This is a genomic window from Enterobacter cloacae (assembly GCF_011078175.1).
Lineage (GTDB): Bacteria > Pseudomonadota > Gammaproteobacteria > Enterobacterales > Enterobacteriaceae > Enterobacter > Enterobacter cloacae_Q.
On record NZ_JAALCJ010000010.1, the window covers coordinates 101,043 to 116,735 of the forward strand.

Below are 15,693 nucleotides of genomic sequence, written 5' to 3' on the forward strand. Positions count from 1 at the left end.
GCACCAATATGGTGCTCAATGTTCACATTGAAGCACTATACTGGTGCAACAAATCCAATGTGGTGCAGCCCTTCTGCACTATGGTGCGCATGATAACGCCTTTTTGGGGTGTTTTAAAAGTTGGCACAGATTTCGCTTTACAGAAATACAGTAAAAAAATGGCAGCCCAGCCGATTTGAAGACCTCGTTACCACGACGACAATGACCAATCTGGAGAGTTAAGTATGTCCGCTGAACACGTTTTGACGATGCTGAACGAACATGAAGTGAAGTTTGTTGATCTGCGCTTCACCGATACCAAAGGTAAAGAACAGCACGTCACGATCCCTGCTCATCAGGTGAACGCCGAATTCTTTGAAGAAGGCAAAATGTTTGACGGCTCCTCCATTGGCGGCTGGAAAGGCATTAACGAATCCGACATGGTGCTGATGCCAGATGCAACCACTGCGCTCATTGACCCGTTCTACGAAGAACCTACGCTGATCATCCGCTGCGATATCCTGGAACCCGGCACGCTGCAAGGCTATGACCGTGACCCACGCTCTATCGCAAAACGCGCTGAAGAGTACCTGCGTTCTACCGGTATCGCCGACACCGTTCTGTTCGGGCCAGAGCCAGAGTTCTTCCTGTTCGACGACATCCGTTTCGGTGCTTCAATTTCTGGCTCCCACGTCGCTATCGATGACATCGAAGGCGCATGGAACTCTTCCACCAAGTACGAAGGGGGTAACAAAGGTCACCGTCCTGGCGTGAAAGGCGGTTACTTCCCGGTTCCTCCGGTCGATTCTTCCCAGGACATCCGTTCTACCATGTGTCTGATCATGGAAGAGATGGGTCTGGTTGTTGAAGCGCACCACCACGAAGTGGCGACGGCTGGCCAGAACGAAATCGCTACCCGCTTCAACACCATGACCAAAAAAGCGGATGAGATTCAGATCTACAAATACGTTGTGCACAACGTTGCGCACCGTTTCGGTAAAACCGCGACCTTCATGCCAAAACCAATGTTTGGCGACAACGGTTCCGGTATGCACTGCCACATGTCCCTGTCCAAGAACGGCACCAACCTGTTCTCTGGGGACAAGTACGCGGGTCTGTCTGAGCAGGCGCTGCACTACATCGGCGGTGTTATTAAACACGCTAAAGCGATCAACGCCCTGGCGAACCCGACCACAAACTCCTACAAGCGTCTGGTCCCAGGCTACGAAGCACCCGTGATGCTGGCATACTCTGCCCGTAACCGTTCTGCTTCTATCCGTATCCCGGTGGTGGCGTCTCCGAAAGCGCGTCGTATCGAAGTGCGCTTCCCGGACCCGGCGGCTAACCCATACCTGTGCTTCGCAGCACTGCTGATGGCCGGTCTGGACGGTATCAAGAACAAGATCCACCCGGGCGAAGCCATGGATAAAAACCTGTACGACCTGCCGCCAGAAGAAGCGAAAGAGATCCCACAGGTTGCCGGCTCTCTGGAAGAAGCCCTCCAGGCGCTGGACGCAGACCGCGAGTTCCTGACCGCCGGCGGCGTGTTCACCGATGAAGCGATCGACGCTTACATCGCGTTGCGTACCGAAGAAAACGACCGCGTTCGCATGACGCCGCACCCGGTTGAGTTCGAACTGTACTACAGCGTTTAATTGATTTGTTTTACCCGGCGCATACGCGTCGGGAGTAGTTGCCGTGGAAACTTTAGCCCATCTTCGGATGGGCTTTTTTCTCCACCAACAACCTGATCTCACGCGCTTTTTACCTCTAAAACGTTATACTGCACTAAAATAGTGCAACGACTCCAGGAGACTGCTGAATGGCAACTGGCACGCTGCCCGATGCTGGGCAGATCCTCAATTCTTTGATTAACAGTATCTTGCTGGTCGACGACGAGCTGGCGGTGCATTACGCCAACCCGGCGGCGCAGCAGCTGCTCGCCCAAAGCGCCCGAAAACTGTTTGGCACGCCACTGCCGGAACTGCTGAGCTATTTCTCGCTGAATATTGGTCTGATGCAGGAGAGTTTGCAGGCGGGTCAGGGTTTCACCGATAACGAAGTGACGCTGGTGATTGACGGTCGCTCGCATATTTTGTCCCTCACCGCACAGCGCCTGCCAGATGGCATGATTCTGCTGGAAATGGCGCCGATGGATAACCAGCGTCGTCTCAGCCAGGAGCAGCTTCAGCATGCGCAGCAGATTGCGGCGCGCGACCTGGTGCGCGGGCTGGCCCATGAGATTAAAAACCCGCTGGGCGGCTTGCGCGGTGCGGCACAGCTTTTGACCAAAGCGCTGCCTGACCCTGCCCTGGCGGAGTATACCAACGTGATTATTGAGCAGGCGGACCGTCTGCGTAATCTGGTCGATCGCCTGCTCGGGCCGCAGCAGCCCGGTATGCATGTTTCAGAAAGCATTCACAAGGTTGCGGAGCGGGTGGTGAAACTCGTCTCTATGGAGCTGCCGGACAACGTTACGCTGGTGCGTGATTACGACCCAAGTCTGCCGGAGCTGGCGCACGATCCGGACCAGATTGAACAGGTGCTGTTGAACATTGTGCGTAACGCGTTGCAGGCGCTGGGCCCGGAGGGTGGCGAAATTATTCTGCGTACCCGCACCGCGTTCCAGCTGACGCTGCACGGCGTACGTTATCGTCTGGCGGCACGTATTGATGTGGAAGATAACGGACCGGGGATCCCGCCGCATCTCCAGGACACCCTGTTCTACCCGATGGTCAGCGGTCGCGAAGGCGGCACCGGGCTGGGATTATCCATAGCCCGTAATTTAATTGACCAACATTCCGGCAAAATTGAATTTACCAGTTGGCCGGGACATACCGAGTTTTCGGTTTTCCTGCCGATTAAAAAATAAAGGTGACGTTTATGCAACGAGGGATAGTCTGGGTAGTCGATGACGATAGCTCCATCCGTTGGGTGCTTGAACGCGCGCTCACAGGAGCGGGATTAAGCTGCACGACGTTTGAGAGCGGCAGCGAGGTGCTCGACGCACTCACCACCAAAACGCCGGACGTTCTGCTCTCGGATATTCGCATGCCGGGCATGGACGGACTGGCGCTTTTAAAGCAGATCAAACAGCGGCACCCCATGCTTCCGGTCATCATAATGACCGCCCACTCCGACCTGGATGCCGCCGTCAGCGCATACCAGCAGGGGGCGTTTGATTACCTGCCAAAACCGTTTGATATCGACGAAGCCGTTGCCCTGGTCGAACGCGCCATCAGCCATTATCAGGAGCAACAGCAGCCCCGCCACGCGCCGGATTTCGGGCCTACGACGGATATCATCGGTGAAGCGCCGGCCATGCAGGACGTGTTTCGCATCATCGGGCGTTTGTCGCGCTCGTCTATCAGCGTCTTGATTAACGGTGAATCTGGGACCGGTAAAGAGCTGGTCGCACACGCCCTTCATCGCCACAGCCCGCGGGCGAAAGCGCCCTTTATCGCCCTGAACATGGCGGCGATCCCCAAAGATTTGATCGAATCTGAGCTGTTCGGCCACGAAAAAGGGGCGTTTACCGGAGCGAATACCATTCGTCAGGGACGCTTTGAACAGGCTGACGGCGGAACGCTATTCCTGGATGAAATCGGCGATATGCCGCTGGATGTTCAGACCCGACTGCTTCGCGTGCTGGCAGATGGCCAATTTTACCGCGTGGGCGGTTATGCGCCGGTGAAGGTGGACGTGCGTATTATCGCCGCGACGCACCAGAACCTGGAGCTGCGCGTGCAGGAGGGGAAATTCCGAGAGGATTTATTCCATCGTCTGAACGTGATCCGCGTCCACCTGCCGCCGCTGCGTGAGCGTCGGGAAGATATCCCGCGTCTTGCGCGCCATTTCCTGCAAGTGGCGGCCCGCGAGCTGGGCGTGGAAGCCAAGCAGCTTCATCCGGAAACGGATGCCGCCCTCACCCGTCTGGCGTGGCCGGGCAACGTGCGTCAGCTGGAAAACACCTGCCGCTGGCTGACTGTGATGGCCGCCGGACAGGAGGTGTTGATTCAGGATCTCCCTGCCGAGCTGTTTGAAGCTACCGTGCCCGAAAGCAGCACCGGGCATGCGCTGCCGGACAGCTGGGCAACGCTACTGGCACAGTGGGCAGATCGCGCGCTGCGTTCCGGTCATCAAAATCTGCTCTCCGAAGCACAGCCTGAGATGGAACGCACACTATTAACTACCGCGCTTCGTCATACCCAAGGCCACAAACAGGAAGCGGCTCGTCTGTTGGGATGGGGTCGAAACACCCTGACGCGCAAGCTGAAAGAGCTGGGAATGGAATGAGCTTACTCCACTGCGTAAAGGTTATTAATTGAGCGCAAAATGCCGTTATTTTGCGCTTTACTGTTCCGATGAGTTTTGTATGATCGTGCCCGGAAAATGGGGGAAGTATCATGCTGGAATCATTAGTGACTTTGCTTTCGAGTGGAGCAGCAGAAAGCCACACGCCACAAACTGCCGTTGCGGCGGTATTGTGTGCGGCACTGGTTGGGCTGTTTAGCTAGCAAGCTGTCGAAGAAAAGCCGGGTGGCGCTTCGCTTACCCGGCCTACATCTCGCACTTAAGTAGGCCGGGTAAGGCAAGGCCGCCCCCGGCATTGCAGTTCAAATCACGCGCGAGAACTGCTGCATACGCGCCTTCTGCCGCAGATAAGCGTCAAAGCACATGCAGATATTACGAATCAACAGACGCCCTTTCGGCGTGACGACAACCGCGCTCTCCGTTACATCCACCAGCCCGTCTTTCGCCAGCGGCGCCAGAAGCTTCAGGTCTTCGGCAAAGTAATCGCTGAATTGCAGATCCCATTGCGCTTCCACATCGCTGAAATCGAGACGGAAATTACAGATAAGCGCCTTAATCACATCGCGGCGGATGCAGTCGTCACGGGTTAGCGCAATACCGCGCCACAGCGCGTTACCCGCTTCATCAACCTGCTGGTAGTAGAGCTTCAGCTCTTTCTGGTTCTGGGCGTAGCAGTCACCAATCATGCTGATGGCGGAGACGCCCATTCCGAGCAGATCGGTATCGCCCTGGGTGGTGTAACCCTGGAAGTTACGGTGCAGGACACCCTCACGCTGGGCAATCGCCAGCTCATCGTCCGGACGGGCAAAGTGATCCATTCCGATAAACTGATAGCCAGTTTCGGTCAGCGAGGCGATGGTCTCCTGTAAAATGTCCAGCTTCTGCTGGGCGGAAGGCAGATCCGCATCTTTAATTTTGCGCTGAGCGGCGAACAGCGTCGGCAGGTGCGCATAGTTAAAGACGCTCAGGCGGTCCGGGTTAAGTTCAGCCACGCGTTTAAGCGTGTAGGCGAAGCTCTCCGGCGTCTGCTTCGGCAGGCCGTAAATCAGGTCTATATTCGTGGAGGTAAAGCCGATTTCACGCGCATGGTTGAGTAAGGCAAAGATAAACGCTTCGTCCTGCTCGCGGTTTACCAGACGCTGTACTTCTTTGTTGAAGTCCTGCACGCCCATACTCAGGCGATTGAAGCCTTCGGCGCGTAAATGATCCAGCACATTGAGTTCGATTTCACGCGGATCGACCTCGATCGAAATTTCGGCGTCGTCGTTAAAACTGAAATTACCGCGCAGCAGCGCCATCAGACGGCTGATCTGCGTTTTGTTCAGGTAGGTTGGCGTACCGCCCCCCCAGTGAAGCTGGCTGACGTGGCGCCCGTTAAACAGCGGTGCGCGGTGCAGAATTTCTTGTTCGAGCGCATCAAGGTATTGATCGGCCTTATGCTGCTGGCGGGTAACGATTTTATTGCAGCCGCAGAAGTAGCAGAGCTTGTGGCAGAACGGAATATGGACGTAGAGCGACAGCGGGCGCTCGGGGTAGCGCGCCACAGCATGCTGAAAATCCGCCTCGCCGAAAGCGTCAGAGAACTCCAGCGCGGTGGGGTATGAGGTATAACGCGGCCCGGAATAGTTATATTTCTGGATCAGGGCCAAATCCCAGTCGATAGATGGTACAGACATGCTCACTCCTTCCGATGGTGTCGCGTTCGTATACGGCGGCCCGTTCTGGTCCCGTTGCGGGCCATCATTCGGGTGCGCAGCCACTTCTGTCGCCGCGACAACCGCCGTAGTTTAACGAATAACCACACCAGATAACATATAACCGGAAGGGTTATAAGCAGGACGAGTGTACCTGCCGGGTGCAAATGTTAGTTTCCACCTTTCAGCAGACGCATCATATCTTCCTGCTTTTCGTCTTCCTCTTCGTCTTCTTCGTCATCGTAGGACAGACCCAGCTTCTGCATCAGTTCATCAATGCGGTCCAGTTTGTCGTCCACCCAGGACTGCTCTTCGGCGGTCAGGGTTTCACCCTCTTCAAGACGTTCCAGCAGCGCATCCAGGCGCTCATCATTCTCCAGCATATCCAGCTCAGCCTGCGGTGAAAGCATAGGTTTCTCGCTCTTTGGTTTGTGCTGCTTAGTAACCGGCGTGTCTGTCACGCCAAGTGGAATGGGAGTTTTACTGCCGATTCGAGGATCTTTCTGCTGTTTGCCTTTTGCAGAAGCGCCTGCGGCACCGCCGCCGTTAGCACGGCTACCCGCAGCATGGCCACGATGTTTTTTATCGCGTTTGCGATCGCGCGCTTCCTGATTCAGTTCTTCGCGCGTTTTGCGGCGTGCTTTTGCAGGGCGTTTCGCGCCCGCAGCGGAGGTCGGTTTTTTCATGATGTTTTATCTTTAAGTCGTTTTCTTCAGTATAGAATTGCGGCGAAATCTAGCAGAAAGCAAGCAAAGAAAAAAGGCGACAGAGCAATCTGTCGCCTTTTTTCCTGACTCACAACCCTTAACGGGTCAGACATTCCCTGTTTGCCTGCAACAAACCCTGTTTTTCCCTTGGCTACTACCGTCCGTGATACGGTTCCGTTTCCTGTTAAAAACGCCTCCAGGCGCCGGTCGTCCTGACAATCCTGAGTCTTCGCCTCCTGGCGCTCCTGACCCTTATCCTTAAGTCGTTATCCTGTTGGCATCCTCGCCGTGGCACACACTTTACCTTGTTCCCTTAAACTAACAAGCAACAAAAAGGTACAAAACCGGATTTTCAGATAATTACTCATCATTAACTCTTTGAATTTTAATATCTTGAGATTTTTTGCGCCTACGATTTCTCTTAAATTTCTCATATATATAAGGGCAGATCTCTCACATTCAGTAGGGCTTTCACTTACATGTCAGTGACGATGGGAAAAGCCTTTTGCCTGCATTCAGGTATAATCCCCCGCAGATTACGATTTTTGGAGACGACCACGTGACTACCTGGAACTACCAACAGACGCATTTTGTCACCAGTGCGCCCGATATTCGCCACTTACCCTCAGATACAGGGATTGAAGTGGCATTTGCTGGCCGCTCCAATGCGGGAAAATCCAGCGCCCTGAACACGCTGACCAATCAGAAAAACCTGGCGCGTACCTCAAAAACACCTGGCCGTACTCAGCTGATTAACCTTTTTGAAGTAGCTGAAGGTAAACGCCTGGTCGATTTACCGGGGTATGGCTACGCGCAGGTACCCGAAGAGATGAAGATCAAATGGCAGCGCGCGCTGGGTGAATACCTGGAAAAACGCATGTGTCTGAAAGGTCTGGTGGTGCTGATGGATATTCGCCATCCGCTGAAAGATCTCGATCAACAGATGATTGACTGGGCGGTGGCAAGCGATATTGCGGTACTGGTGCTGCTCACAAAAGCGGATAAACTGGCGAGCGGCGCGCGCAAGGCGCAGGTGAACAAGGTTCGTGAAGCGGTGCTGGCATTCAACGGTGATGTACAGGTTGAACCGTTCTCCTCGCTTAAAAAGCAGGGCGTGGATAAACTGCGTCAGAAGCTCGACAGCTGGTTTAACGATCTGGAACCAGCGACTGAAGCGGAAGCAGAGTAACAACAGGCGCGGCGATGACCGCGCTTTTTTTCGCCTGAAAACTTTCTTTGCCGCAATAAAAAACGCCCCAGTCATTACTGACTGGGGCGGCTAAAATATTCAGCCAAATCCGATTACGTGAAGTAAAAGGTCTGAAAGATAGAACATCTTACCTCTGTACCCTACGTCGTTAACTCTACTCTTTTTTTATCGCTGGACAAAGCACTTTTTGTAGTTTTTTTTCATTCTTTACATAGGGAATTCTAATGATCGTCACAAAACGCACGTACTTATGTTGCTTACTTACATAAAACGCGCGTTATTCCGTTAACCCTTAGTGAGCCTGATCCCAGTTTTCCCCGCTACCCACTTCCACCAGCAACGGAACGTCCAGCTTCATGCTGTTTTCCATCAGTTCATGGATCTTCTGAGAGACCGTCTCCAGATCGTCTTTATGCACTTCAAAGACCAGTTCATCGTGTACTTGCATGATCATTTTCACGCGCGGTTTTTCTTTTTCAAGCCAGGCATCGACGGCGATCATCGCACGTTTAATGATGTCTGCCGCCGTGCCCTGCATAGGGGCGTTGATCGCAGCACGTTCGGCACCCGCGCGGCGCGCGGCGTTGCTGGATTTGATATCCGGAAGGTAGAGACGACGGCCATCCAGCGTTTCAACGTAGCCATTCTCTTTCGCCTGCGCACGGGTCCGCTCCATATATTCCAGCACGCCCGGATACCGCTCGAAGTAGAGATCCATATACTTCTGCGACTCTTTACGCGGAATGTTGAGCTGGCGTGAGAGGCCAAAGGCACTCATGCCGTAAATCAGGCCGAAGTTGATCGCTTTTGCGCTACGACGCTGTTCGTTTGTCACGCTCTCCAGCGGCAGCCCAAATACCTCGGCAGCGGTAGCCCGGTGGATGTCCTTCCCTTCGGCAAATGCCGTCAGCAGGCCTTTGTCGCGAGACAGGTGCGCCATAATGCGCAGCTCGATTTGCGAGTAGTCCGCGGAGACAATCAGGTAATCCTCTGGTGCAATGAAAGCCTGGCGAATACGGCGGCCCTCTTCATTACGTACCGGAATGTTCTGGAGGTTAGGATCGGTTGACGAAAGGCGCCCGGTCGCCGCCACTGCCTGGTGATAGGAGGTGTGTACGCGGCCCGTTTTCGGGTTGATCATCAGCGGCAGTTTGTCGGTATAGGTCGATTTCAGCTTAGCAAGGCCACGGTATTGCAAAATAACTTTTGGCAGGGGGTAGTCCAGCGCCAGCTCTTCCAGCACCTCTTCAGATGTTGAAGGGGCACCGCCCGGGGTTTTTTTCAGAGGCTTGATACCCTGTTTTTCAAACAAGATGGTTTGCAGCTGTTTCGGTGAAGACAGGTTGAATGCCTCGCCCGCAAGCTCATGCGCTTTCTGTTCAAGCTCGGTCAGGCGCTGCGCCAGCTCGCCAGAATGGTTATGCAGCACCGTCGGGTCGATTTTAACACCGTTACGCTCAATGCGGGACAGCACAGGCACCAGCGGCATCTCAATGTTCTGGAACACATTCAGCGGCCCTTCATGCTTCTGCAACTTCGGCCACATTTTGAGATGCAGCTGTAACGTGACGTCAGCATCTTCCGCAGCGTAGCGGCCAGCTTCTTCCAGCGCAATCTGGTTAAAGGTCAGCTGATTTTTGCCCTTACCGGCAATTTCTTCAAAAGTGATGGTTTTGTGTTTGAGCCAACGATCGGATAAGGAATCCATATCATGGCGGCCCGCCACGCTGTCCAGAATGTAGGATTCCAGCATGGTATCAAAGGCGATACCACGCAGCTCAATGCCGTAGTTTTGCAGAATACCGCGGTCGTACTTCAGGTTTTGCCCGACCTTCAGCGCTTTCTCGTCTTCAAGAATTGGCTTCAGCAGTTCTAATGCACGCTCGCGGGAGATTTGCTCCGGCGCATCCAGATAGTCGTGAGCTACCGGAACATAAGCGGCAATACCCGGCTCCGTCGCGAATGACAGGCCCACCAAATTAGCAGAAATGTTATCGAGGCTGTCCGTTTCGGTATCGAAGGCAAATACTGGCGCTTTTTTCAGCTTTTCAATCCAGGCAACAAGTTGTGATTCCTCAAGGACAGTTTCATAGTTGTCGAAGGAGAGCGCTGTCGCCTCCTTTTCAGCCTGCTCTTCGGCATCGACAACGATGGTCTCTTTCGGCTTCGCCGCAGGTTTTGCTCCCTTCGCCTGAAGCCATTTGCCGGCTTCAACATCCGCAGTCCAGCGTTTAAATTCGTATTTTCTGAACAGACCAAGCAATTCGTCTGCGGCGGGTTCCTGCACTTCCAGCTGTTCGCAGGTCAGTTCCAACTCTACGTCGGTTTTGATGGTGGCCAACTGGTAGGAGAGATAAGCCACCTCTTTGTTATCAGCAAGCTTACCGGCCATGGTTTTTGCCCCACGGAAGGTAAGACCGGCAATTTTGTCGGACTCCTCATATAGCGTATCCAGCCCGCCCAGCCCTTGCAGCAGCGCCTGAGCTGTTTTTTCGCCCACGCCCGGCACGCCAGGAATGTTGTCCGAGGAGTCGCCCATCAGCGCGAGGAAATCAATAATGAGTTCAGGCGGCACGCCATATTTAGCGACCACTTCTTCCGGGCCAAGAATGGTGTTGGTCATGGTGTTGATCAGCGTGATCCCAGGCGTTACCAGTTGCGCCATGTCTTTATCGCCGGTACTGATCAACACCGGGCGGCCTGCTTTTTCCGCTTCGCGCGCCAGGGTACCTATTACGTCGTCAGCTTCAACACCTGAGACCGCCAGCAGGGGTAGTCCCATCGCTTTCACCATAGCGTGCAGCGGTTCAATCTGCGCGCGCAGATCGTCAGGCATAGGAGGACGGTGAGATTTGTAGTGCTCAAATAATTCATCGCGGAAGGTTTTACCCTTCGCATCAAACACCACGGCCGCATGGGTTGGATGGTATTGCAGAATCAGGCTGCGCAGCATATTCAGCACGCCGTACATTGCGCCGGTAGGTTCTCCTGCGCTGTTGGTCAGAGGAGGAAACGCATGATACGCCCGATACAGGTAAGAAGAGCCATCGACGAGTATAAGTGGGTTTTCTGGGATCTGAACCATAATGTCCGTGCCTTTTATGAATTTATGGGTAAAGGATGCCACAGAAGGATGAAAACATCAGGTTTTAGCGCTTTATATAGAAAAAGATTTTGCGATCGGGAAGATCGCTCGCAAAACAAAACTGTGGATAAGTTTGTGCATATTTTTAATACAGGTGAATAACAGTTCAATCAATCTAATGCCGAGAACTTAATTATATATGAAAATCAATATATTAGGATTAGATCAATGAAGATCACGCCTCACTGATGGTTATTTAGTCTATGTGGATATAAGACTTAAGCACTCTTCTTATATAGAAAAATTGGCTGCCTGACAGTGAAAGCCGATGCTTCGTGGTGTGAAAGCGCCCTTGCCCACGCGATTTTCTGTTAAGATCGGCGCCCAGCACCGGATAGCCGGCTGCTCAATTACAGCTAACTATCTGAAAAATATCATCATGTCGAGAATACTCGCTGCGATAACATTATTGTTAAGCGTCATTTTAACTATTCTGGTTACCATCGCCTGTTCTGTGCCAATAATTGTTGCCGGAATACTTAAGCTCCTGCTGCCTGTGCCTCCGGTATGGCGCGCGGTGTCTGCTTTTTGTAATTTTATGATGTACTGCTGGTGCGAGGGGCTGGCGATCCTGTTGCATCTGAACCCCTGGTTGAAGTGGGATGTTCAGGGTCTGGAGAAGCTGAATAAAAAGAACTGGTATCTGCTGATCTGCAATCATCACAGCTGGGCCGATATCGTTGTATTGTGTGTGCTGTTTCGCAAGCACATTCCGATGAACAAATACTTCCTGAAACAGCAGTTGGCCTGGGTACCTTTCATTGGCCTGGCCTGCTGGGCGCTGGATATGCCGTTTATGAAACGTTATTCACGCAGCTATTTAATTCGTCATCCGGAACGCCGTGGTAAAGACGTGGAAACCACGCGCCGTTCTTGCGAGAAGTTTCGCGCGCATCCCACCACCATTGTTAACTTCGTCGAAGGATCGCGCTTTACTGAAGAGAAGCGTCAGCAGACCCGCTCTCCCTATCAGAACCTGTTGCCGCCAAAGGCTGCGGGTATCGCAATGGCGCTCAACGTGCTGGGTGAGCAGTTCGACAAATTGTTGAACGTAACGCTCTGCTATCCGGAAAACGACAGGACGCCATTCTACGATATGCTCAGCGGCAAGCTGACGCGTATCGTTGTCCGCGTTAATCTGGTCCCCGTCAACACTGACCTGCACGGGGATTATGTAAACGATAAAAACTTCAAACGTCGTTTCCAGCTTTGGCTTAATACACTCTGGAACGAGAAAGACGAACAGATAACGAAGATTAAATCTTCATACAAAAACGCCGGTCAGTGACCGGCGTTTTTCTTTATGTTTGTTACTTTTTCTCAACCAGGTATTTCACGGTATCAGCGTACTGTTGTACAAAGATATCCATGCTGGTCGTGTCCATACCACGCATATTCACCTGGTATTTGCCGTTAACATACATCGCCGGCACGCCCTGCAACTGGAAGTCAGCGGCAGCTTTTTCCTGCTGTGCCACGAGAGATTTCACCACAAAACTGTTCCAGGCCGCGTCGTAGTCTTCACCTTTCACACCGGCATCCACGAACACTTTACGGATATCTGCTGTAGTTTGTACGGTCTGGGTTTTCTGTACGGCTTCAAACATAGGCGCGGTGATTTTATCTTCCACGCCCAGCGCAATCGCGACCGCCCATGCCTGAGTCAGATCTTTACCCAGTGGGCCAAGGAACTCAACGTGGTATTTCGTCATTTTAGTGCCTTCCGGCAGCTTTTTCTTCACATTGTCTGAAACATGAAGTACCTGCTCAAACTCGTAGCAATGCGGGCAGTAGAAGGAGAAGAACTCCAGCACTTGAGGCTCGCCAGCAACAGGTTTGTCCAGCGTGATGTACTGCTTGCCGTCGGTAAACTGCGCAGCAGTTGCGCTAAATGCCAGAATCATACCAGCCAGCGCCAGCCAAATTTTTTTCATGATTAACTCTCTCCTGGGTGTGTCCAATTAATACATCGGCGTTAATTGCAAAGGGGGTTCCTGTAGAACCTTAACCTGCTCGGTAAATGTGGATATCTGGTTGCGCCAGTAATCCTCCCCGGTAAGCCAGGGGAAATTTCGGGGAAAAGCCGGGTCTTCCCAACGCCTGATTAACCACGCGAGATAATAAACAAATCGCATCGCACGTAAAGGCTCTATCAAGGCAATTTCGTCTGAATTAAAGGGGCTAAACTCTTCATAAGCTTCAATTATGGTCTCAAGCTGCATGCGCTGCTCGGCTTTATCACCGTTGAGCAGCATCCACAGATCCTGCACCGCGGGTCCCATACGTGCGTCATCAAGATCGACAAATAGCGGCCCATCGCGCCAGAGAATATTCCCGGCGTGGCAGTCACCGTGCAGGCGCAGAGTAGTAATATCATCCCGCCAGCAGGCTTTTACAGCATCAATAAGCTTATCGGTCGCCGTGAGGAAATTATCCTTTAGCGCATTCGGGATCAGCGCCGATGTTTCGAATACCTGTCGCGACTCAATAAGATATTCCTGCACACCAATTGTCGGACGGGCAACAAATGTTTTTTTACGTCCCGTCTGATGAATGCGCCCCAGATAGCGGGCGACCCATTCCATCTGATCAATATTATCCGCCTCAAACTGTCTTCCGCCCAGGCTCGGAAATATCGCGTAATAAAATCCCTGATGGGTCAGCAGCGTTTGGTTATTGAATTTGAGCGGTGCCGCAACGGGAACATCGTCATCCAACAGATCGTGGGCAAACTGATGCTCTTCCTGAATTTGTTCTGCGGACCAGCGCTGTGGACGGTAAAACTTTACGACAAAGCGCTGGCGCTCTTCGTCCTGAAATTGATAGACGCGGTTTTCGTAGCTGTTTAAAGGGGTTAACCCGGAATCCACCCGAATACCCTGTTCGAACAGCGCATCCATAATGGTATCCGGGTGTAGTGTCTGGAAAGTAAAAGCCTGGTCGTTCATCCGATCATCCGGAAATTATACGAATGATTCAGGATATCATCTTGTGGCGACTTCGGTGGCTCCGCTTACAAGCTTTTACTCTTTAATTACGCCTCGAGCGCGCAGTAAAGCGGTTTTAAAATCTTCCTCATAGTCTTTCTGAATCCCAGGAATTACAGCATCTTTGGCAGAGTCACGCATTTTCAGGTGATAGATCAGGATGTCGTCAGAAAGGTCAGCCAGTTCGCCATCAAAACCTGACTCTTTCGCCAGTTTCTGTAAAAATTGCATCAGATTCAGCTCTGGCTCTTTTTGCCAGGCTGGCTGGAGAAGCTCTATGACTTCATTAAGACGTTTACATTTCATGGTAGTGCTCCTTTCATTTAGAGAGACACGTTAGCAGGGTCAATCCCACAATAAAAGAGGCGATATTCGTGAATCAATGCCAGGAAATCATCGGGGTCGTTCTGGCCGGGGGCAGGGCAACGCGAATGGGCGGAAAGGATAAGGGGCTTCAGCTCCTGAACAACACTCCCTTATGGCAGCATGTTGCTGATACGCTGGCAGATCAGGTGTCGTCGATGGCGATTAGCGCTAACCGACATGTTGATATTTATCAGCGCAGCGGGTATCCGGTTTATCAGGATAACCTTGTGGACTACCCCGGTCCGCTGGCGGGAATGCTTTCCGTTATGCAGCAGTCGCACGGAGAGTGGTTTCTCTTTTGTTCATGTGATACGCCTTTCATCCCTTCCTGTCTGGTTGAACGTCTGGTGCAGCGGCGCGATGGCGCTCCCGTCGTCTGGGTACACGACGGTGAACGCGACCATCCGACTATCGCATTGGTTAATCGCTCGTTAATACCTGCATTGGAAGCTTACCTGGCCGAAGGAGAGCGACGGGTGATGGTCTTTATGCGTCAGTCAGGAGGTCATTCCGTTGATTTCAGCGACATGAAATCGGCATTTGTGAATGTGAACACCTCGGAAGATTTAAAGATGATGCAGGAGGAGAAATGATACCCGTTTTAGCGATTTCTGCATGGAGTGGCACCGGAAAGACTACGCTGCTAAAAAAACTGATACCTGCGCTTTGCGTCAAAGGCATTCGTCCCGGATTGATTAAGCATACGCACCATAACATGGATATCGATAAGCCGGGGAAAGATAGCTATGAGCTGCGTAAGGCTGGCGCTGCACAAACGATGGTGGCGAGTAACCAGCGCTGGGCGTTAATGACCGAAACACCGGATGAAGCACCGCTGGATCTCGCTTATCTTGTCAGCCGGATGGATCACTCCACGCTGGATCTGGTGCTGGTTGAGGGATTTAAGCATGAGGCTGTTGCGAAGATCCTGCTGTTCAGAAGCGATGCCGGGCATGATATTAGCGAATTAACGCTGGATGAGCATGTGATTGCCGTGGCCAGTGATGTTTCGTTACCGCTGGAGATTCCGGTGCTGGATTTAAATGATGTGGATGGGATTGCGGCGTTTATTGTGACGTGGAGTGCGCAGTGACCTGCCGGGTGGCGGCTTCATCTTACCCGGCATGTAAAATTCAGTGGTGCAAAAACGCAAAAAGGCCATCCTTGCGGATGGCCTCTTCACTTGTTTGATGCCTGGCAGTTCCCTACTCTCACATGGGGAGACCCCACACTACCATCGGCGCTACGGCGTTTCACTTCTGAGTTCGGCATGGGGTCAGGTGGGACCACC

Annotated in this window: 14 protein-coding genes and 1 rRNA gene; 8 read left to right on the forward strand and 7 right to left on the reverse strand. The window is 52.6% G+C overall.

Annotated elements, in window-relative coordinates:
* Nucleotides 1-224 precede the first annotated feature (224 nt).
* From glnA to G6Q29_RS19305, 4 genes are all read left to right on the forward strand, one after another.
* On the forward strand, nucleotides 225-1,634 hold the full coding sequence (glnA, locus tag G6Q29_RS19290; RefSeq protein ID WP_003861925.1) for a glutamate--ammonia ligase: 1,410 nt from the start codon (nucleotides 225-227) through the stop codon (nucleotides 1,632-1,634).
* Nucleotides 1,635-1,801: 167 nt separating this feature from the next.
* Nucleotides 1,802-2,851, forward strand: coding sequence for a nitrogen regulation protein NR(II) (gene glnL / locus G6Q29_RS19295; RefSeq protein ID WP_003861923.1), 1,050 nt, complete (start codon nucleotides 1,802-1,804; stop codon nucleotides 2,849-2,851).
* Between the two features lie 11 nt (nucleotides 2,852-2,862).
* Complete coding sequence (gene glnG, locus G6Q29_RS19300; RefSeq protein WP_063449670.1) at nucleotides 2,863-4,275, forward strand: nitrogen regulation protein NR(I); 1,413 nt, start codon at nucleotides 2,863-2,865, stop codon at nucleotides 4,273-4,275.
* Between the two features lie 110 nt (nucleotides 4,276-4,385).
* Nucleotides 4,386-4,496 carry a YshB family small membrane protein gene (locus G6Q29_RS19305; protein ID WP_017382667.1) on the forward strand — a complete coding sequence of 37 codons (111 nt, stop codon included), beginning with the start codon at nucleotides 4,386-4,388 and terminating at the stop codon, nucleotides 4,494-4,496.
* A gap of 99 nt (nucleotides 4,497-4,595) precedes the next feature.
* Here the strand turns inward: G6Q29_RS19305 and hemN are convergent, their stop codons facing one another.
* Together hemN and yihI are read right to left on the reverse strand one after the other, a co-directional pair.
* Entirely contained in the window at nucleotides 4,596-5,969 is a 1,374-nt protein-coding gene (gene hemN, locus G6Q29_RS19310) for an oxygen-independent coproporphyrinogen III oxidase (RefSeq protein ID WP_165466768.1), read from the reverse strand.
* Nucleotides 5,970-6,157: 188 nt separating this feature from the next.
* Nucleotides 6,158-6,673, reverse strand: a complete 516-nt coding sequence (gene yihI, locus G6Q29_RS19315) for a Der GTPase-activating protein YihI (RefSeq protein WP_165466769.1) — start codon at nucleotides 6,671-6,673, stop codon at nucleotides 6,158-6,160.
* A 580-nt stretch (nucleotides 6,674-7,253) separates the two neighbouring features.
* Here yihI and yihA point away from each other — a divergent pair.
* Nucleotides 7,254-7,883 carry a ribosome biogenesis GTP-binding protein YihA/YsxC gene (gene yihA / locus G6Q29_RS19320; RefSeq protein WP_003861913.1) on the forward strand — a complete coding sequence of 210 codons (630 nt, stop codon included), beginning with the start codon at nucleotides 7,254-7,256 and terminating at the stop codon, nucleotides 7,881-7,883.
* A 313-nt stretch (nucleotides 7,884-8,196) separates the two neighbouring features.
* Here yihA and polA read toward each other — a convergent pair whose 3' ends face one another.
* Nucleotides 8,197-10,989, reverse strand: coding sequence for a DNA polymerase I (gene polA, locus G6Q29_RS19325; RefSeq protein WP_165466770.1), 2,793 nt, complete (start codon nucleotides 10,987-10,989; stop codon nucleotides 8,197-8,199).
* 439 nt (nucleotides 10,990-11,428) lie between these two features.
* On the opposite strand from polA, the gene G6Q29_RS19330 reads away from it, so the two are divergent.
* Entirely contained in the window at nucleotides 11,429-12,337 is a 909-nt protein-coding gene (locus G6Q29_RS19330; RefSeq protein ID WP_165466771.1) for an acyltransferase, read from the forward strand.
* 22 nt (nucleotides 12,338-12,359) lie between these two features.
* Here the strand turns inward: G6Q29_RS19330 and dsbA are convergent, their stop codons facing one another.
* The 3 genes from dsbA to G6Q29_RS19345 all read right to left on the reverse strand — a co-directional run bounded on the left by dsbA (nucleotide 12,360) and on the right by G6Q29_RS19345 (nucleotide 14,342).
* Nucleotides 12,360-12,983, reverse strand: a complete 624-nt coding sequence (gene dsbA / locus G6Q29_RS19335; protein WP_003861908.1) for a thiol:disulfide interchange protein DsbA — start codon at nucleotides 12,981-12,983, stop codon at nucleotides 12,360-12,362.
* Nucleotides 12,984-13,010: 27 nt separating this feature from the next.
* Entirely contained in the window at nucleotides 13,011-13,997 is a 987-nt protein-coding gene (locus G6Q29_RS19340) for a serine/threonine protein kinase (protein WP_165466772.1), read from the reverse strand.
* A 75-nt stretch (nucleotides 13,998-14,072) separates the two neighbouring features.
* On the reverse strand, nucleotides 14,073-14,342 hold the full coding sequence (locus G6Q29_RS19345; protein WP_003861904.1) for a YihD family protein: 270 nt from the start codon (nucleotides 14,340-14,342) through the stop codon (nucleotides 14,073-14,075).
* 68 nt (nucleotides 14,343-14,410) lie between these two features.
* On the opposite strand from G6Q29_RS19345, the gene mobA reads away from it, so the two are divergent.
* Together mobA and mobB are read left to right on the forward strand one after the other, a co-directional pair.
* Complete coding sequence (gene mobA, locus G6Q29_RS19350; protein WP_165466773.1) at nucleotides 14,411-14,995, forward strand: molybdenum cofactor guanylyltransferase MobA; 585 nt, start codon at nucleotides 14,411-14,413, stop codon at nucleotides 14,993-14,995.
* Nucleotides 14,992-15,495, forward strand: a complete 504-nt coding sequence (gene mobB / locus G6Q29_RS19355) for a molybdopterin-guanine dinucleotide biosynthesis protein MobB (protein ID WP_165466774.1) — start codon at nucleotides 14,992-14,994, stop codon at nucleotides 15,493-15,495. The genes mobA and mobB overlap by 4 nt, the downstream gene beginning before the upstream one ends.
* Nucleotides 15,496-15,594: 99 nt before the next feature.
* Here the strand turns inward: mobB and rrf are convergent.
* Nucleotides 15,595-15,693 (reverse strand): 5S ribosomal RNA (gene rrf, locus G6Q29_RS19360); the annotation flags it as partial.